The sequence below is a fragment of the Nocardia anocheti genome (genome assembly GCF_029675105.1).
Lineage (GTDB): Bacteria > Actinomycetota > Actinomycetes > Mycobacteriales > Mycobacteriaceae > Nocardia.
In genome coordinates, this window is sequence record NZ_JAQQFV010000002.1 from 189,473 (window position 1) to 206,433 (window position 16,961).

The 16,961-nt window shown below is 71.4% G+C and carries 15 protein-coding genes; 7 read left to right on the forward strand and 8 right to left on the reverse strand.

Annotated elements, in window-relative coordinates; translation table 11 throughout:
• Positions 1-210 precede the first annotated feature (210 nt).
• Positions 211-504, forward strand: a complete 294-nt coding sequence (locus QC180_RS04915; protein ID WP_022566231.1) for a chorismate mutase — start codon at positions 211-213, stop codon at positions 502-504.
• A 95-nt stretch (positions 505-599) separates the two neighbouring features.
• Here QC180_RS04915 and QC180_RS04920 read toward each other — a convergent pair whose 3' ends face one another.
• A complete protein-coding gene (locus QC180_RS04920) occupies positions 600-2,057 on the reverse strand; it encodes an NAD-dependent succinate-semialdehyde dehydrogenase (protein WP_278261384.1) in 1,458 nt (485 codons plus the stop codon).
• A 113-nt stretch (positions 2,058-2,170) separates the two neighbouring features.
• Here QC180_RS04920 and pgi point away from each other — a divergent pair, with 113 nt between their 5' ends.
• Positions 2,171-3,811, forward strand: coding sequence for a glucose-6-phosphate isomerase (pgi, locus tag QC180_RS04925; protein ID WP_278261385.1), 1,641 nt, complete (start codon positions 2,171-2,173; stop codon positions 3,809-3,811).
• On the opposite strand, the gene QC180_RS04930 is transcribed toward pgi, so the two are convergent.
• The 4 genes from QC180_RS04930 to QC180_RS04945 are packed head-to-tail and all read right to left on the reverse strand — an operon-like array spanning position 3,780 to position 7,385.
• Positions 3,780-4,361 carry a potassium channel family protein gene (locus tag QC180_RS04930; RefSeq protein WP_278261386.1) on the reverse strand — a complete coding sequence of 194 codons (582 nt, stop codon included), beginning with the start codon at positions 4,359-4,361 and terminating at the stop codon, positions 3,780-3,782. The genes pgi and QC180_RS04930 overlap by 32 nt on opposite strands.
• Positions 4,362-4,410: 49 nt before the next feature.
• Positions 4,411-5,076 carry a nucleoside/nucleotide kinase family protein gene (locus tag QC180_RS04935; protein WP_278261387.1) on the reverse strand — a complete coding sequence of 222 codons (666 nt, stop codon included), beginning with the start codon at positions 5,074-5,076 and terminating at the stop codon, positions 4,411-4,413.
• A gap of 57 nt (positions 5,077-5,133) precedes the next feature.
• A complete protein-coding gene (locus tag QC180_RS04940) occupies positions 5,134-6,762 on the reverse strand; it encodes an acyl-CoA dehydrogenase family protein (protein WP_278261388.1) in 1,629 nt (542 codons plus the stop codon).
• 17 nt (positions 6,763-6,779) lie between these two features.
• Complete coding sequence (locus QC180_RS04945) at positions 6,780-7,385, reverse strand: TetR/AcrR family transcriptional regulator (RefSeq protein ID WP_278261389.1); 606 nt, start codon at positions 7,383-7,385, stop codon at positions 6,780-6,782.
• Positions 7,386-7,482: 97 nt separating this feature from the next.
• Between QC180_RS04945 and QC180_RS04950 the strand changes: the two genes are divergently transcribed.
• Entirely contained in the window at positions 7,483-8,787 is a 1,305-nt protein-coding gene (locus QC180_RS04950) for a hypothetical protein (protein ID WP_278261390.1), read from the forward strand.
• Between the two features lie 6 nt (positions 8,788-8,793).
• On the opposite strand, the gene QC180_RS04955 is transcribed toward QC180_RS04950, so the two are convergent.
• The gene (locus QC180_RS04955; RefSeq protein WP_278261391.1) at positions 8,794-9,474 is read right to left on the reverse strand and encodes a TetR/AcrR family transcriptional regulator; all 681 of its coding nucleotides are present in this window, start codon (positions 9,472-9,474) and stop codon (positions 8,794-8,796) included.
• A 70-nt stretch (positions 9,475-9,544) separates the two neighbouring features.
• On the reverse strand, positions 9,545-10,843 hold the full coding sequence (locus QC180_RS04960; RefSeq protein ID WP_278261392.1) for an alpha/beta hydrolase: 1,299 nt from the start codon (positions 10,841-10,843) through the stop codon (positions 9,545-9,547).
• Positions 10,844-10,941: 98 nt separating this feature from the next.
• Here QC180_RS04960 and QC180_RS04965 point away from each other — a divergent pair, with 98 nt between their 5' ends.
• Positions 10,942-13,026: a bifunctional lysylphosphatidylglycerol flippase/synthetase MprF gene (locus tag QC180_RS04965; RefSeq protein WP_278261393.1), complete on the forward strand. Its 2,085-nt coding sequence runs from the start codon at positions 10,942-10,944 to the stop codon at positions 13,024-13,026.
• A 2-nt stretch (positions 13,027-13,028) separates the two neighbouring features.
• Here the strand turns inward: QC180_RS04965 and QC180_RS04970 are convergent, their stop codons facing one another.
• Positions 13,029-13,733: a pyridoxamine 5'-phosphate oxidase family protein gene (locus QC180_RS04970; protein ID WP_278261394.1), complete on the reverse strand. Its 705-nt coding sequence runs from the start codon at positions 13,731-13,733 to the stop codon at positions 13,029-13,031.
• Positions 13,734-13,812: 79 nt separating this feature from the next.
• Here QC180_RS04970 and pdxR point away from each other — a divergent pair, with 79 nt between their 5' ends.
• The 3 genes from pdxR to QC180_RS04985 all read left to right on the forward strand — a co-directional run bounded on the left by pdxR (position 13,813) and on the right by QC180_RS04985 (position 16,960).
• Positions 13,813-15,204: a MocR-like pyridoxine biosynthesis transcription factor PdxR gene (gene pdxR, locus QC180_RS04975; RefSeq protein ID WP_278261395.1), complete on the forward strand. Its 1,392-nt coding sequence runs from the start codon at positions 13,813-13,815 to the stop codon at positions 15,202-15,204.
• 74 nt (positions 15,205-15,278) lie between these two features.
• Complete coding sequence (locus QC180_RS04980; RefSeq protein WP_278261396.1) at positions 15,279-15,524, forward strand: DUF2630 family protein; 246 nt, start codon at positions 15,279-15,281, stop codon at positions 15,522-15,524.
• A complete protein-coding gene (locus QC180_RS04985; RefSeq protein ID WP_278261397.1) occupies positions 15,521-16,960 on the forward strand; it encodes a dihydrolipoyl dehydrogenase family protein in 1,440 nt (479 codons plus the stop codon). Before QC180_RS04980 ends, QC180_RS04985 begins: the two co-directional genes overlap by 4 nt.
• The last annotated feature ends 1 nt before the right edge of the window (position 16,961 follow it).

The window sequence follows — 16,961 nt, forward strand, 5'->3', positions numbered from 1 at the left end:
ACACAACTGTTTTGCATAGCTACCACCCCGTGGCAGACTGGGGCTCGGGTTCTGGCCCGCGATCCGATATCGTGGTGAGGGGCCAGGCTGTTTGCGCACTTCCGGGGGGATCAGGTACCGCCCGTCGGGAAAGTTTCAGGGTGAAGGAACAGATCGGGTAACAGGGCGTGGCGTCCGACCGATCCAAGTTCTGACACGAGGAGATGAATGATGAGCACCCCTGCTACGACGACCGGGTCCGATTCGGCGCTGCCGCAGTCCGAGGCCGAGATCGAAAAGCTCCGCCTCGAGATCGACCAGCTCGACGCCACGATCCTCGCCGCCATCAAGCGACGCAGCGAGATCTCCCGGATCATCGGCCGCACCCGGATGGCCTCGGGCGGCCCGCGCCTGGTCCACAGCCGGGAGATGAAAGTGCTCGAACGCTTCAGTGAGCTGGGCCAGGAGGGCCACACCCTCGCCATGCTCCTGCTCCGTCTCGGTCGCGGCCGCCTCGGCCGCTAGACCCCCACACACCACGCGACGAGCCTCGGCTCGCCGCCTCCGAAAAGGCCGCCCCGGGTGCTACACCATCCCCGGGGCGGTTCTTGTTTTCCGGCTCAGCTCAGCGCGATGTACTTGGTGTCGAGGTATTCCTCGATGCCCTCGGTGCCGCCCTCGCGCCCGAACCCGGATTCCTTGACCCCGCCGAACGGGGCCGCCGGATCGGAGATGACGCCCCGGTTCACGCCGACCATGCCGGTCTCCATCGCCTCGGCGATGCGCAGCGCCCGGTCCAGATCCCGCGTGTAGACGTAGCTGACCAGGCCGTATCGGGTGTCGTTGGCCGCCGCGACGCCCTCCTCCTCGGTGTCGAAGGCGACGATCGGGGCCACCGGCCCGAAGACCTCCTCGCTCAGGATCCGCGCCTGCGGCGGCACCTCACCCAGGACCGTCGCCGGGTAGAACCAGCCGGGCCCGGCGGGCGTCTCACCACCGAGCAGCAGCTTGGCCCCGACGCCGACGGCGTCGTCGACCAGTTCGCTGACGATCTCGCGCTGATCCTCGCTGACCAGCGGTCCGAGGGTGGTCGACGGATCGGCGCCCGGCCCCAGCACCACGCTGTCGGTCATCGCGGCCACCAGCTTCTCGGTGAACTCCGCGACCACCCCGCGCTGCACGTGGAACCGGTTGGCCGCGGTGCACGCCTCGCCGCCGTTGCGCAGCTTGGCCAGCATCGCGCCGGACACGGCGGCGTCGATGTCGGCGTCGTCGAAGACCACGAACGGCGCGTTGCCGCCGAGCTCCATGGAGGTGCGCAGCAGCCGGTTCGCCGAGGCCTCGACGAGCTTCTTGCCGACTTCGGTGGACCCGGTGAAGGTGAGCTTGCGCAGGCGCGGATCGTCGATCAGCGGTCCGGTGACGGCCCCGGAACGGCTCGTCGTGACCACCGACAGCACACCGTCGGGCAGCCCCGCCTCGCTGCACAGCTTCGCCAGCGCCAGCATGGTCAGCGGCGTCGCCGAGGCCGGTTTGACGACCATCGTGCAGCCCGCCGCCAGCGCGGGCCCGATCTTGCGGGTGCCCATGGCCAGCGGGAAGTTCCACGGCGTGATCGCCAGACACGGACCCACCGGCTGCTTGTGCACCATGATCCGCCCGGTCCCCGAGGGGGCGTGCAGGTAGCGGCCGTGTATCCGCACCGCCTCCTCGCTGTTCCAGCGGAAGAACTCGGCCCCGTAGCGCACCTCGTTGCGGCTCTCCGCGAGCGCCTTGCCCATCTCGAGTGTCATCAGCAGCGCGAACTCCTCGGCCCGCGCGGTGAGCTGCTCGAAGACCCGGCGCAGGATCTCGCCGCGCTCGCGCGAGGGTGTCGCCGCCCAGTCCGGACCCGCCGCGACGGCCGCGTCCAGTGCCCGCATCGCGTCCTCGGGGGTGGCGTCGGCGACCTCGGTGAGCACCGAGCCGTCGGCCGGATTGTGCACCGCGAAGGTCCCTCCCCCCGTGGCTTCGACCGGTCCGGAACCGATCCACAACCCCTTGGGCACGAATTCGAGTACGTCGCGTTCAGACACCATGCCGCCAGCCTAGGCCGACCCCGGGGACATACACATCGATCAACACACAACCGCGGTCCCGATGAGCGAACGACGCGGGGCCGGGAAATACCCGACGCGGTACCCTCGCTTGCGTGAGCAGCGACATCACCGCGTCGGCGGCCTGGCAGGCACTGCACGAGCAGCACCGCACCGTCGCGCCCGTGCACCTGCGGCAGTTGTTCGCCGATGATCCGGCGCGCGGCCGGGAGCTGACCGTGCAGGTGGCCGATCTGCGCATCGACTACAGCAAGCACCGCGTGACCCGCGAAACCCTGCGTCTGCTGGTCGATCTCGCCGAGGCCGCCGGGGTACCGGCGCGCCGCGACGAGATGTACTCCGGCGCCCACATCAACACCTCCGAGGACCGCGCGGTCGGCCACATCGCCCTGCGCCTGCCCGACGGCGACCAGCTGTGTATCGACGGCACCGACGCCGACGCCGAGGTGCACGAGGTGCTCGACCGGATGGGCGAGTTCGCCGATTCGGTGCGTTCGGGCAAGTGGGTCGGTGCCACCGGTCAGCGCATCCGCACCGTGGTCAATATCGGCATCGGCGGCTCGGATCTGGGCCCCGACATGGTGTATCGCGCGCTGCGCCACTACGCCGACGCCGAGATCGAGGCCCGTTTCGTCTCCAATGTCGACCCTGCCGATCTGGTCGCCAAGCTCACCGGACTCGACCCGGCCACGACGCTGTTCATCGTCGCCTCCAAGACCTTCTCGACCCTCGAGACGCTCACCAACGCCACCGCCGCGCGCCGCTGGCTGGTGGCCGCGCTGGGCGAGGACGCGGTGGCCAAGCATTTCGTCGCCGTGTCGACCAATGCCGAACGGGTCGCCGAATTCGGTATCGACACCGCGCACATGTTCGGTTTCTGGGATTGGGTCGGCGGACGTTACTCGGTGGATTCGGCCATCGGACTTTCGGTGATGGTGACCATCGGCAAAGAACAGTTCGCCGAGTTCCTCAGCGGAATGCACGCGGTGGACCGGCATTTCGCGAGCGCCCCGCTCGCCGAGAACGGTCCGGTGCTGCTGGCCATGCTCGGCATCTGGTATTCGAATTTCTTCGGCGCGGAATCCCGTGTGGTACTGCCGTATTCGAATGATCTGGCGCGATTCCCGGCATATCTGCAGCAATTGACGATGGAGTCCAACGGCAAATCGGTGCGCGCCGACGGCACCCCGGTGACCTCCTCGACCGGCGAGATCTTCTGGGGCGAACCGGGCACCAACGGCCAGCACGCCTTCTATCAGTTGCTGCACCAGGGCACCCGGCTGATCCCCGCCGATTTCCTCGGCTTCGCCCGCTCCACCGACGACCTGCCCACCCGCGACGGCACCGGCAGCATGCAGGACATCCTGATGAGCAACCTGTTCGCGCAGACCAAGGTGCTCGCCTTCGGCAAGACCGCCGAGGAGATCGCGGCCGAGGGCACCGACCCGAAGCTGGTGCCGCACAAGGTGATGCCGGGCAACCGACCCAGCACCACCATCCTGGCACCGGAACTCACGCCCTCGACGGTGGGTCAGCTGATCGCGCTCTACGAGCACCAGGTGTTCGTGGAGGGCATCGTCTGGGGCATCGACAGTTTCGATCAGTGGGGTGTCGAGCTGGGCAAGCAGCAGGCGCTGGCGTTGGCACCGCTGCTCAGTGAACCCGGCGAACCCGCCTCGACCGGTGATTCCTCGACCGACGCGCTCATCGGCTGGTATCGGGCGCATCGCCGCTGACCGGGTGGTGCGCGCGGGCGGCCGCGGTGGCCTCCTCGATCCGGCCGGTGACGCTGGAGGTGATGATGGTGACGAAGGTGCCCAGCACCACCAGGTCGAACACCACCTGCACCATGGTCGCGATGCGCGCGGCCTGCCCGACCGCGTGCACGTCGCCGTAGCCGATGGTGCCGAGGGTAGCCAGCGTGTAGTACAGCGCGTCGGTGCGGGTCACCAGGCCGGTGAACTGGTCCGGGTCCTGTTCCTCGAGCCGGAAGTAGTACAGCGCGAACACCACACAGACGACGCACACCAGCAGCAGCACCCCGTCGACGCGCCCGCCCGCCTCCGCCGGTGCGCGCAGGAAGTGGTCCACCCGGCGCCAGACCAGCCAGGCCAGACCCACCACGCCGACCACGAAGGTGACCATCCCGCCGACGCGACCGGGCCAGGCGTCCATCTCGAAGATCCAGCCCACCGGCACGCTGTAGTACAGCAGCAGCGCGCACAGCGCCGCCGCACCGTTACGCAGGACATGACCGGGCAGAGCGGCCATCCGAGGGCGCGTCATCGTTCCATGATTGCCCGGCCGCGCCCGATTCCCGGGGAGCCCGCGCCGGTCAGCCGAACAGGTAGCCCGTTCCGGCGGCGGTCAGTACCCGGTCGGCGCGCGACCTGCCGTGGGCGACCAGGTCGGCGTTGCGCAGATCGCTGTCGGTGACCTTGGCCTTCGCCTGCACCGGTGTCCGTCCGCCGAGGACGTGCCGATCGAGCAACCGGGTGGTGAGCACCTCGCGCGGGGCGTCGAGGTACCAGCAGGCGTCGAGCAGCCCGCGCACCGTCGACCACCCCGGCGCCTCGGTCTCGGTGAGCAGCAGATAGTTGCCCTCGATCACGACGACGCGTTCGTCCCGGATGAGCACGCCCGCCTCGGTCGGTTCGTCGATCGCTCGATCGAACAGCGGCCACGGCACCGGTTCGCCGACCGGCCCCGCCCGCAGCGCGCGCAGCCCGGCGACGAACCCGGCGGTGTCGAAGGTATCCGGCTCGCCCTTGCGCGCCAGCGCGCCCCCATCCCGCAGCACCGCGTTGGGAAGGTGGAATCCGTCCATCGGCGCCACCACGGCGGGCACCGGCAGCGCCGCGCAGAGGCGTTGCGCCAGTGTCGATTTCCCGGCGCCCGGCGGTCCCGCGATCCCGAGCAGCACGCGCCTGTCCGGCCGCGCGGACACCGGAATCCGCTGGGCCAGTTCACCCACCGTCAGGACTTCGTCCACCCGCGCCATCGTCCGAGCCTAACGTCATCGGGTCGGCACCGGCGCGTCCACCGCGCTGTCCCTGACCTACGGCAGGTCGACGAAGGCGCGTTCGATGATGGCGCCGGTGTTCGTGCCCACCGGCAGGGTGCCGAAGGCGATGCCCCAGTCGGCGCCGAGGCGGGTGGCGCAGAAGGCGTCGGCGACGGCGGGGTGGCCGTGGCGGACCAGTTGGGCGCCTTGGAGGACCAGGGCCATGAGTTCCACGACGCGGCGGGCGCGGTATTCGATGTCGGACAGGTCGGTGAGTTCCTTGTCGACGCGATCGATGGCGTCGTCGAGGCGCGGGTCGGCGCCGCGGGCCAGGCCGACCTCGGCGAAGTACGCCTCGACCGTCTCCGGCTGACGGCCCATGGCGCGCAACGCGTCCAGCGCGGCGACATTGCCCGAGCCCTCCCAGATCGACATCAGCGGTGCCTCGCGATACAGCCGCGGCATGCCCGATTCCTCGGCATACCCGTTGCCGCCCAGGCATTCCAGCGCCTCGGCGGCGTGGGCGGGGGCGCGCTTGCACACCCAGTACTTGGTGATGGCCAGCGCGATCCGGCGCAGTGCGGCCTCGGCCGAATCGCTCCCGGCGCGGTCGGTGGCACCGGCCAGGCGCATCATCACGGTGGTGGCCGCGTCGGACTCGATCACCAGATCGGCCAACACATTGCGCATGGCGGGCTGGTCGATCAGGTTCGCGCCGAAGGCTTTCCGGTGTCGGGCGTGGTGCACGGCGGTGACCGCGCCCAGCCGCATCCCGGTGGCCGAACCGATCACACAGTCCAGGCGAGTCATGTTGACCATCTCGATGATGGTCTTCACGCCCGCGCCCTCGGCGCCGACCAGCCAGCCGGTGGCGTTCTCGTACTCGATCTCCGAGGACGCGTTGGACTTGTTGCCCAGCTTGTCCTTGAGCCGCTGGATGCGGATCGGGTTGCGGGTGCCGTCGGGCAGCACGCGCGGCAGCAGGAAACACGACAGACCGCCGGGCGCCTGGGCCAGGGTGAGGAACATGTCCGACATGGGCGCGGAGGTGAACCACTTGTGCCCGACCACGCGGTACGAGCCGTCCGGCTGCGGGGTGGCGGTGGTGGTGTTGGCCCGCACGTCGGAGCCGCCCTGCTTCTCGGTCATCGACATACCCGCGATGAGACCGGCCTTGGTGGACGGCTCACGCAGGCCGAAATCGTAAGCGCGGGAACCGAGCAGCGGTTCGTAGCGCGCGGCGAGTTCGGGATTGTGGCGCAGCGCGGGGACCACGGCGTAGGTCATCGAGATCGGACACATGTGGCCCGCGTCGGCGATGCCCCAGGTGTAGAACTTGGCCGCGCGGGCGGTGTGCGCGCCGGGACGCTCGTCGAGCCACGGCGAGCCGTGCAGGCCGTGGCGCACCGCGACGGTCATCAGATCGTGCCAGTGCGGGTGGAATTCGACCTCGTCGACGCGATGTCCCCAGCGGTCGTGGGTGTGCAGCACCGGCGGGTACTCGTTGGCGAGCCTGCCCCACTCCTGCGCTTCGACACCGCCCGCGAGCACGCCGAGTTCGCGTACCTCGGCCTCGGCCCAGCCCGCGCCCTCGCGGTGCAGGCCCTCGAGCAGCGCGGGGTTGCGCGCGGCGTCGAAGGGGACCAGCGCCGGTACCTGATTGAACACTTCATGGGTCGACATGGCCGACTCTCCTTCGACTACAACGATTCCGGCCGTGCGCCCAGAGCGCGCACGGCGAAAGCGACCAATTCGGGGATGACGGTTTCCGCGCGCGGCGCGTCGGCCAGCGGACCGACCAGCACCTCGCCGATCGCGCCGACCAGCGCGGCCGCGCTGAGCTGTGAATCCTGCGGTGGCAGTTGACCTTCGGCGACGCCGAGGGCGATGGCGTTCTCGAACGTGGCGGCGAAGGCGCGGCGGAACTCGAGGCGCTGGGCGTCGACGGCGGGGTCGACCGGCTCGGCCAGCAGCACATAGGCCAGCTTCGGGTTCTTCAGCGCGCGCCCGGCGAAGGTCTCCACCGCCGCGCTCACCCGCTGCAACACCGCGCCGTCGGCCACCGCGGCGCGCACCGCGTCGACCTCGCGGGCCACCACCGTCTCGAACACCGCGGCGACCAGGTCGGCCTTGTTCTCGAACTGCCTGTAGACGGTGCCGGTGGCGATGCTCGCCTCGGCGGCCACCGCCGCCATGGACAGCCCGGCGAAGCCGTCCCGCGAGAGCACCCGGGTGGCGGCCTGCACGATCAGCGCGCGTTGCGCGTCGAGCCGGGCCTGGACGGCGGGGGTCCTGCGGTACACCACGGAAGAAGTGAACCACTGATTCACCGCTTCACGCAAGGGGTGGGCGGGAGTCGATGTCGTAGGGTCGAGCCATGCGTCCCGAGCACCCGGCCCGCTGATGGACCGGCTCACCGTCGTCGACGAGATCTTCCTGCGCACCCACCGCGGCCTGGGCACCCCCATCGCCCTCCAGGGCCTCTGGCGCGTCCCCGACCGGATGGACCCCACCCTCCTGCACGCGATCCACGACCAGCTACGCCTCGGCTCCCTCGGCCGCCGTGTCCTCCGCCCCCGTATCCCCGGCGCCCGCCGCGCCTGGCAACCCAACACCCGCGCCCACCCCCTCGACCTCCACGCCATCCCGGTTCTCACCGAGAACGAGATCCTGTCCTGGGCCGACGCACTCGGCACGGACCTCGACCCCGAATACGGCCCCGGCTGGCGCCTCTCGGCCGCCGCCCTCCACGATGGCGGGACCGTCGTCGCCCTCACCTGCTCACACGCGCTCGCCGACGCCCGCGGCCTCATCCACGCTGTCGCCATCGCCCTCGCCCACCTGGACGCAAGCGCCGACGGGCCAGCGCCGATCGCTCCCGGCCCGAACGCGGCGCGCACACCGGAGCCCTCGGTCGGGACAATGCCTGTCCGATCAGCGAACCCACCGCGCGACCAGGCCCGCTCCGACTGGGCCGACGCCTGGTCACTGTGGTCGACGGTCCTCACCGGCACCGTCCGCGCCCTGCGCCACGGCGTCCCCACCCGGCCCGCGACCACCACCACGGACGCCACCGAGGCCCGGTCCGTCCACAGCACCCTGCTCACCTTCGACGCCACCGCGTGGGACACCGCCGCCACCGAGGCCGACGGCACGCCGAACAGCCTGTTCCTCTACCTGGTCGCGAACATCCTGTGGGAGAACGGTTTCCCGCATCCGACGATCTCCGCGAGTCTCCCGGTCGACACCCGTCACGAACCCCGCGTCGACAACGACCTCGCCGTCACCGAGATCGAGATCCACCGCAGCGACACCCCCGCGACGCTGCGCGCCAAAGCCCGCGCGGCCTACCAGCGCCGCATGACCAGCCCCGCCGGACTCCCCGAGGAGATCCTCCAGGTGGTCCCCGACCGGTGGGCCCACGCCCTGAGCAGAGGCGCGGGCGAACGAGACATCCTGTGCTCCAATATCGGAACCCTCCCCGACACCCTGCGCACCGTGGGCCCACACCACTGCGACCGCGTCGCCGCCCGCGCCATCCACCCCGGCCTCCGCGCCTTCCCCCGCACCCGACTCTCCGGCTACCTCTCCCGCCTCGGCGACACCTACACCCTCGCCCTGGTCGACATCTCCCCCCACCCGGAAACCCTCCCCGCCGCCATCACCCGCGCCTGCCACACCGCGCACCTCACCCCGGCCCCCTGGTGATCGACGTCAGCCCGCTGTCATTCCGGTGAGCAGGACGCGCAAGCCCCAGACGAACTGGTCGACGGTGTTCCAGGCGGCGATCTCGTCGAGGTGGGCGGCGGTGCGGGGCCAGCGGTGCGCGTCGAGGCCGTCCAGGGTCGCCCGGCGCTGGGCGATGCGTTCGGATTCCGGTGCGAGCGGGGGCTTTCCGTCGGTGGTGGCGACCTCGAGGGCGACCGCGCCGAGCACCTGCACGATCACCGCGTACACGCCGTGCGCCCGCGTCGCCAGGGGCAGACCGCCCCGGGCCAGGCAGCCGAACAGGGCCTCGCCGACATCGAGGGCCGCGGGGCCGTCCATCGGGCCCGACATCATGAGCGAGGCCACCGCGGGGTGGTCGAGCAGCTGGTCGCGCAGGCCGAGGGCGAACTGGATCACCGCGGCGGTCCATTCCACACCCGCGTCGGCGAGCGGACCCAGCGGCACCGCCGCGAGCACCCGGTCGATCACCGCGCGCTCGAGCGCGTCACGGCTGGCGACATAGGTGTAGACCGCGTTCGGGTTGACGCCCAGCCGCGCGGCCACCGCCCGGATCGACAGCGCCCGGGGGCCGCCCTCGTCGAGCAGTGCCAGCGCGGTGTCGACGACCTGTTCCTCGGTGAAGGAGCGTCGCGTCGGCCGCGGCGCACCGGGCCTCGCCTCCGTCATGGGTCGGACTGTACTGATCCGCGACCGCGACCCGCCGGACCCGCCTTCGCCGACCCGCGTGTCGTCGGCGTCAGGGGGTGATGCCGAGGCGGGTCGCCAGCCAGGGCAGCTGGTCACGCAACCCCCGCGCCCAGACCCCGAAACTGTGCCCGCCCGGCACGAGTTCGAGGTGCACGTCCATCCCGGCCGCCTTCGCCGCCTCGTACATGCGCTCGACCTGCGGACGGTAGATGTCGTCGTCGGCCCCGACCACGAACGCCCCGGCCGAATCCGGATAGGTGCGCGTGCGCAGCAGATCGAGCGGGTTGACCCGCGCGAACGCCTCGGCGTCCCCACCGAAGGCCACCTCGACCGTGCGCTGCCGGGTGCCGAGGGTCGGCTCGTCCTGACCGGAGAAGTCGAGGAAGGTCGGATACACCTGCGCGAAATTGGTGGCCAGCTGCAAGGCGCAGGTGCCGCCGTAGGACAGCCCGCCGACCGCCCAGGCGCGGGGATCGGGGTCGACCTGGAGGGTTTCGCGCGTCCAGGCGGGCACGTCGACGGCCAGATACGTGGCGGCGTTGCCGAGCCGGGAGTCCAGACACAGCGGATCGGCGAGCTGACCGCCGGTACCGTCGGCGACGACCACCACCGGCGCGAGCCCACCGTGCGCGCGGGCGAACGCGTCCATGGTCCGCACCAACTGCCCGCCGACGATCCAGTCCTCGGGGGCGCCCGGTTCACCGGCGAGCAGCACCAGCACCGGCAGCAGCGGTCGTGGGTCGGCGAAATAGGCTGGTGGAAGGTATATCTCGGCGTCGCGGGCACCGAAGCCGGAGGCGGTCGGGGGAATGGTCGCGGTGAGTACCCGGCCGCTGTCGGGCAGCCCGCCGGGCGCCGACCAGACCGAGGTCAGCGGGCGGCCGCCGATCGTCCGCGCGGCCCGGGTGAGCTCGCTCGCGTCGATCCGCGTCACCTCGTCGTCCCCGAACACCGAGCCCACCGTCGGATACGACTCGTATTCCAGATTCACCCGCACGCCCACCGCCACCAGCACCAGCGCGGCGGCGAGCACGGTCACCAGCGCCGTGGTGAGCGTGCGGCGCACCAGAATCCGGGGGACGACGAACAGCACCGCCGCGATCGCGATCCCGATCAGCACGTACACCGACACCGCGATCGAGTCGGGGAACGGCCGCCACAACTCCTCGACGATCAGATACAGCGCGGCCGTGAGCACCGCCGCGGCGAGCAGCACGATCGGCACCACGGCGGTGACATAGCGCCGCGACCGGGGGAACAGCAGCCACGCCCCGGCAACCACGCCGAGAACGGTCAACGTCACCGGAAACCACCCGGCGAGCAACGACAGATCGGTGAATTTCGCCATCGCTGACCTCCACTGATGCCCGATCGCTCTCGATGGACGTACCGTACACAGACGACTTCACCGCGCCCGTGCGGCGCACTCGCAGCAAAGGTGGATCGATGCACGAGAACGCAGCCGCGGCAGGTCGCCCGCTCGCCACCGTCACGGCGGTGCTGCGCCGAGTGCCGTTCACCACCGGCTTCCTCGCGCTGGTCGCGGTGCTCGGTCTCGTCAGCGGCGGACTCTGGCGGCGGCTCGACGCGCGCTCCTGGTTCCCCGACATCGCCTACGGCTGGCTCGCGCTGGAAGAAGGCAAGTGGTGGACGCCGCTGTCGGGCTGGTTCTTCGGCCTCACCCCACTGCAATACCTGATGATGGCGATCTTCTTCGCGGTGGCGGTCGGCTGGACCGAATCGCGGCTGGGCACCGCGCGCACCGCCCTGGTCTGCCTGAGCGGTCAGCTCATCGGCGTGCTCGGCGCCTCGGTGACGGTCGGGCTGCTCGCCCATACCCATCTCGCCTGGGCCGACCGGCTCGCCGAGGTGCGCGATGTCGGTTTCACCACCGCGGCGATCTCGGCGCTGGCGGCGGTCTCGGCGAGCCTGCGTTCCCCGTGGCGGCTGCGCCTGCGGGCCGGGCTGGTGGCCTATGTGGCGATCACCTTCCTGTTCGAGTCGACCTTCGCCGACCTGATGCACCTGCTCGCGATGCTGGCCTGGCTGCCGCTGGGCGAGAAGTTCTTCAGCGGCAGCGAACACGGCTTCTGGCCGCGCACCCGGCGCGAGGTGCGCATGCTGGCCTTCGCCGGGTTGATGGTGATCGCGGCGGTCTCGGTGACGGTGTACTTCTTCCCCAGCGAGACCCTGCTCGGCCCCACCGACGACGAACGCGGCTCGGGGTGGAGCACGCTGCTCACGGTCGCGGTGATCGCGATCGTGGCCGATCAGCTCCGCAAGGGCCACCGCTGGGCCTGGTGGGTCACCGTCGGCTACGGCACCCTGCACGTGGTGCTCACGCTGATCCTGCTCGGCGTGGCCATGGGCACCGACTACGCCACCACCGGCGCGGTCACCGTCGGCACCGCCATCCTCTGGGCCGGGGAACTGATCCTGCTCTACGGCGGCCGCGGCGCGTTCCGGGTGCCCGCCCGGCGCAAGATCACCGAGGGCGCGTTCTCCGGCACCGACCCCGGCACCGCGGTGCGCGCCCTGCTCACCCGCTACGGCGGGAGCACCATGTCCTGGATGACGACCTGGCCGGAGAACAAATACTGGTTCGCCGACGACGGCGAACGCTGCGTCGCCTACCAGCGCCACGCGGGCACCGTCATCGCGCTCACCGACCCGATCGGCCCACCGGACCTGCTGCCCGACACCCTCGCCCGCTTCGCCGACCGCTGCGAGGCCGACGGCCTGGTGCCGTGCCTGTTCTCGACCACCGCCACCGTGGCCGAGTCGGCGGGCGAACTCGGCTGGCGCAGCACCCAGATCGCCGAGGACACCCTCGTCGACCTGCCGGAGCTCGAGTTCAAAGGCAAAGCGTGGCAGGACATCCGCTCGGCGATCAACAAGGCGACCAAGGAGGGCATCACCTTCCGCATGGTCCATCTCGACGAGGAACCCTTCGCCGTGCTCGCCCAGGTGCGGGCCATCTCGGAGGAATGGGTCGGCGAAAAGGGCCTGCCGGAAATGGGTTTCACGCTCGGCGGGGTGGAGGAGGCGCTCGATCCCGCCGTCCGGGTCGGCCTGGCGATCGACGCCGAGGGCAGCGTGCACGGCGTGACCTCGTGGCTGCCGGTCCACGCGGCGGGCGGGGAGATCCGTGGCTGGACCCTGGATGTGATGCGCAGGCGGCCCGACGGCTTCCGCCCGGTCATCGAGTTCCTGATCGCCTCGGCGGCGCAGACCTTCAAAGAGGAAGGCGCCGAGATCATCTCGCTCTCCGGCGCGCCGCTGGCCCGCAGCGCCGCGACCGGCGACGCCGAACCCATCGACCGCCTGCTCGAAGGACTCGGCGCCGCCATGGAGCCGTACTACGGCTTCCGGTCGCTGCACACGTTCAAGGCCAAGTTCCAGCCGCGCCACGAACCGGTCTACCTGTGCTATCGCGACGAGGCCGACCTGCCGCGCATCGGCATCGCGCTCACCCGGGCCTACCTGCCCGAGGTGTCGGCCAAGGACCTGATGGCGCTCGGCGCGCGCTGAGTTCAGCCGATCGGCAGCGCGGCCACGTTCGCACCGAACCCGGCGCGCACCGCGACATCGACGGGCACCGCGACGCCCGGTTCCAGATTCCCCGCGGGCTCGGCCGCACCCCAGACCTGGTGCAGTGGAACGACTCCCGCCCACACGCCGCCGGTGTCGATATCGTCCGCGTCGTCGTTGGGTCCGCCGGAGCGCGTCTTCACCGACGCCTCGGTGAGGTCGAGCGCGAGCACCATCGTGGCCGCCATCTCCTTGCGGTTCGGCGGGCGCACCCGGTCCCACGAGCCCGGCGCCGCGTGCTCCACGATCGCCCGTAGCGCGCGGACCCGCTCGTCCTCGTCGGTGACCAACTCCGCCCGCCCCCGGATCACCGCCGACCGGTAGTTCATCGAGAAGTGCATGGCCGAGCGCGCGTACACCACCCCGTCGACGTGGGTCACCGCCACCGAGATCTCGCTCCCGACCGCGGCCCTGAGGTTGCCCGCGCCGGTGGACCCGTGCAGGTACAGCGTGTCGCCCACGCGACCGTAGGCGGTCGGCAGCACCACCGGTGAGCCGCCGAGCAGCACGCCGAGGTGGCAGACCAGTCCGGTGTCGAGCACCGCGTCCAGGGCGGACCGGTCCGCGACGCCGCGTTCCTTGGCGCGGGTCAGGGTGCTGCGCGGGGTCGGCGAGAGGGCGGGGCGGAGATCGTCGTGCGTGGTCATAGGATGAGCTTCGCCGACGAAGTGGACCGCGAATAGATCCAATTCACAGGAATTCCAACAGGCCAATTCGAGGTGAACCGTGCTCGACGAACTCCCCATCCCCCTGGACCGCACCGCCGCCGAACCGCTGTCGGTGCAGGTCGCCGACGCCCTGCGCGCCGCCGCGACCGGCGGAACGCTGCGGGTGCACGACCGGCTGCCGTCCTCGCGGGCACTGGCCCGGCAGCTCGGTGTCAGCCGGGCCGTGGTCGCCACCGCCTACGACCAACTGCACGCCGAGGGCTGGCTCACCGGCCGACGCGGCTCGGGCACCTACCTCAGCACCGCGCCCTCCGCCGCGCCGCCCGGCCCCGATCCGGCCGAGCACCCCGACCCCGAGACCGGCCTGCTCGACCTCGGCCCCGGCGCCCCCTGTCTCGAGGCCCTGGACCCGGCGGCCTGGCGACGGGCCTGGCGGGCGGCCGGTGACGATCCCGGCGAACCCCGCAAGGACCGCGCGGGCGAACCGGCGTTCCGCACTGCCGTCGCCGAACACCTGCTGCGCCATCGCGGCCTGGCCGCGGGCAGCGCGTCGGTGGTGCTGGCCACCGCCGGGACCAGTGCGGCGGTGGGTGAGCTGGCCACCGCCCTGCTGCGACCCGGCGACCGCGTCGCCATGGAGGACCCCGGCTATCAGCGCGCGGTCGGCGCGATGCGGGCCGCGGGGATCGAGGTCGTCGCGGTGCCGGTCGACAGCGACGGCCTGCGCGTCGACCGCATTCCGGCCGACGTGCGCGCCGTGTATTGCACACCGGCACACCAGTTCCCGCTCGGCGCCAGGATGCCCGCCGCGCGCCGCGTCGAGCTCATCGAATTCGCCAGGGCGGCGGGCATCTTCGTCATCGAGGACGACTACGACGGCGAATTGCGTTACGACACCGCGCCACTCCCCTTGCTGGCGGCCATGGCACCCGATGTCGTGGTGCATCTCGGGACCACCAGCAAGATCGTCGCCACCACCCTCGGCGTCGGCTGGCTGGTGGCCCGCCCCGAGATCACCGACGCCGTGCTGGCCCACCGCGCGCGCACCGGCACCGCGCCGAGCCCGGCGGGTCAGCGGGTACTCGCCGCCTTCGCCCGGCACGGCGACCTGGCCCGGCACCTGCGCAGGCTGCGCCGGGTGGTGCCGCCACGCCGCGCCCTGGTCGTCGACGCGCTCGCCCGCCACGCGCTGCCCGTGGTCGGGGACGACGCGGGCTCGCACCTGGTGGTCGAACTGGCCGACGCCACCGCCGAACGGCGCGCCGTGGCGGCCGCCCGCGCCAGGGGCGTGCTGCTCGACGGCCTGGCCCGCCACCATCTCGGCGCCGAACACCGCTTCGGCGTCGCCCTCGGCTACACCGCCCTCGACGCCGCCGAGCTGGCCGTGGCCGTACCGATCGCCGCCGACTGCCTCGCCGCGGCCCAGCGCGCCGAGCCCGCGCGGTCGTAGCATGGACGCACAGACCCCCGCGCGGGTCGCTGTTCGCCCGGTACTACCCCTCCGAGCATCGAAGTGGTGAGCACATGACCGAACAAGACATCCTGGCGCGTATCAAGCAGCTGGTCGACGACGAGCACGACCTGCGATCCAGGGCCGCCTCCGGCGCGATCGACCCGGTCGCCGAACGCCAGCAGCTCGCCCAGCTCGAGGTGATGCTGGACCAGGCGTGGGACCTGCTGCGGCAGCGCCGCGCCCGGGTCGACGCCGCCGAATCCCCCGACGACGCCACGATGCGTCCGGCCGGTGAGGTCGAGGGCTATCTGCAGTGACCGACGCCGACTACGACGTCATCGTCCTCGGCGCGGGACCGGCCGGTGAGAACGCCGCCGCCTACGCCATCGCGGGCAGCGACCGCACGGCCGCGCTGATCGAGCACCAGCTCTTCGGCGGCGAATGCAGCTACTGGGCGTGTATGCCCAGCAAGGCGCTGCTGCGGCCGGGCGCGGTGCTGCGGCTGGCCCAGGAGATGCCCGGGGTCACCGCCAGCGGCCCGCAGGTCGCCGACGTGCTGGCCCGCCGCGACACCTTCGTCCACGACTACGACGACGAATCCCAGGTCGACTGGGCGAAATCCGCCCGCATCGAGCCCATCCGGGGCACCGGCCGACTGGCCGGAGAACGCGTGGTCGAGGTCGTCACCACCGAGGGCACCCGCGTGCTGCGCGCCCGCCACGCGGTGGTCGTGGCCACCGGCACCACGGCGATGATCCCGGACATCTCCGGCCTGCGCGCGGCCCTGCCGTGGACCTCGCGCGACGCCACCGCGATGGCCATCGTCCCGCGCCGGGTCGCCATCATCGGCGGTGGCGTGGTGGCCTGCGAGGCCGCCACCTGGATGGCCGAACTGGGCGCGCAGGAGGTCACCCTGCTGGTGCGCGGTGACCGGCTGCTGCCACGCGCCGAACCGTTCGCCTCCGAACTGATCCTGCGCGGGCTGCGCGAGACCGGCGTGGTGACGGTGCGCCTGCACACCGAACCGCACCTGGTCTCGCGCCACGACCCGGTCGACTCCGGGGTCGGCCGCATCCACGGCGGACCGGTCACCCTGGTGCTCGACGACGGCGAACTCGAGGTCGACGAACTCGTCGTCGCGACCGGCCGCGCGCCCGCCACCGACGGACTCGGGCTCGACACCGTCGGCCTGCGACCGGGCTATGTCGAGGTCGACGATCACCTGACCGCGCGCGGTGTCCCCGGCGACTGGCTCTACGCCGTCGGCGACGTGAATCACCGTGCGGCCCTGACCCATATGGGCAAGTACCAGGCCCGAGTGTGTGGTGACGTGATCGCCGCCCGCGCCGAGGGCCGACCACTCGACGGTCCCCGCTTCACCGCGAGCGCCGACCATCAGCATGTCCCGCAGGTGGTCTACACCGCGCCCGAACTCGCCTCGGTCGGCCTGACCGAACACGAGGCGCGCACCGACGGCCACGCCGTGGACACCGTCGAACTCGATATCGAGGTGGCGGGCTCGGCCCTGGCCCGCGACGATTTCCAGGGCCGGGCCAAGCTTGTCCTCGACACCGCCGAAGACCGCCTGCTCGGCGCCACCTTCGTCGGCCCCGAGATGGGCGAACAGCTGCACGCCGCCACGATCGCGGTCGTGGGCCGGGTACCGCTGGAGACGCTGTGGCACGCGGTGCCCGCCTATCCGACCGTCAGCGAGTTCTGGCTGCGGCTGCTAGAGGCATGGCGGCAGCGCTGAG

Coding starts and splice junctions, on each gene's coding strand:
- QC180_RS04915 (WP_022566231.1), top strand. CDS start 211: ATGAGCACCCCTGCTACGACGACCGGGTCCGATTCGGCGCTGCCGCAG.
- QC180_RS04920 (WP_278261384.1), bottom strand. CDS start 2,057: ATGGTGTCTGAACGCGACGTACTCGAATTCGTGCCCAAGGGGTTGTGG.
- QC180_RS04930 (WP_278261386.1), bottom strand. CDS start 4,361: ATGACGCGCCCTCGGATGGCCGCTCTGCCCGGTCATGTCCTGCGTAAC.
- QC180_RS04935 (WP_278261387.1), bottom strand. CDS start 5,076: ATGGCGCGGGTGGACGAAGTCCTGACGGTGGGTGAACTGGCCCAGCGG.
- QC180_RS04940 (WP_278261388.1), bottom strand. CDS start 6,762: ATGTCGACCCATGAAGTGTTCAATCAGGTACCGGCGCTGGTCCCCTTC.
- QC180_RS04950 (WP_278261390.1), top strand. CDS start 7,483: ATGGACCGGCTCACCGTCGTCGACGAGATCTTCCTGCGCACCCACCGC.
- QC180_RS04955 (WP_278261391.1), bottom strand. CDS start 9,474: ATGACGGAGGCGAGGCCCGGTGCGCCGCGGCCGACGCGACGCTCCTTC.
- QC180_RS04960 (WP_278261392.1), bottom strand. CDS start 10,843: ATGGCGAAATTCACCGATCTGTCGTTGCTCGCCGGGTGGTTTCCGGTG.
- QC180_RS04965 (WP_278261393.1), top strand. CDS start 10,942: ATGCACGAGAACGCAGCCGCGGCAGGTCGCCCGCTCGCCACCGTCACG.
- QC180_RS04970 (WP_278261394.1), bottom strand. CDS start 13,733: ATGACCACGCACGACGATCTCCGCCCCGCCCTCTCGCCGACCCCGCGC.
- QC180_RS04980 (WP_278261396.1), top strand. CDS start 15,279: ATGACCGAACAAGACATCCTGGCGCGTATCAAGCAGCTGGTCGACGAC.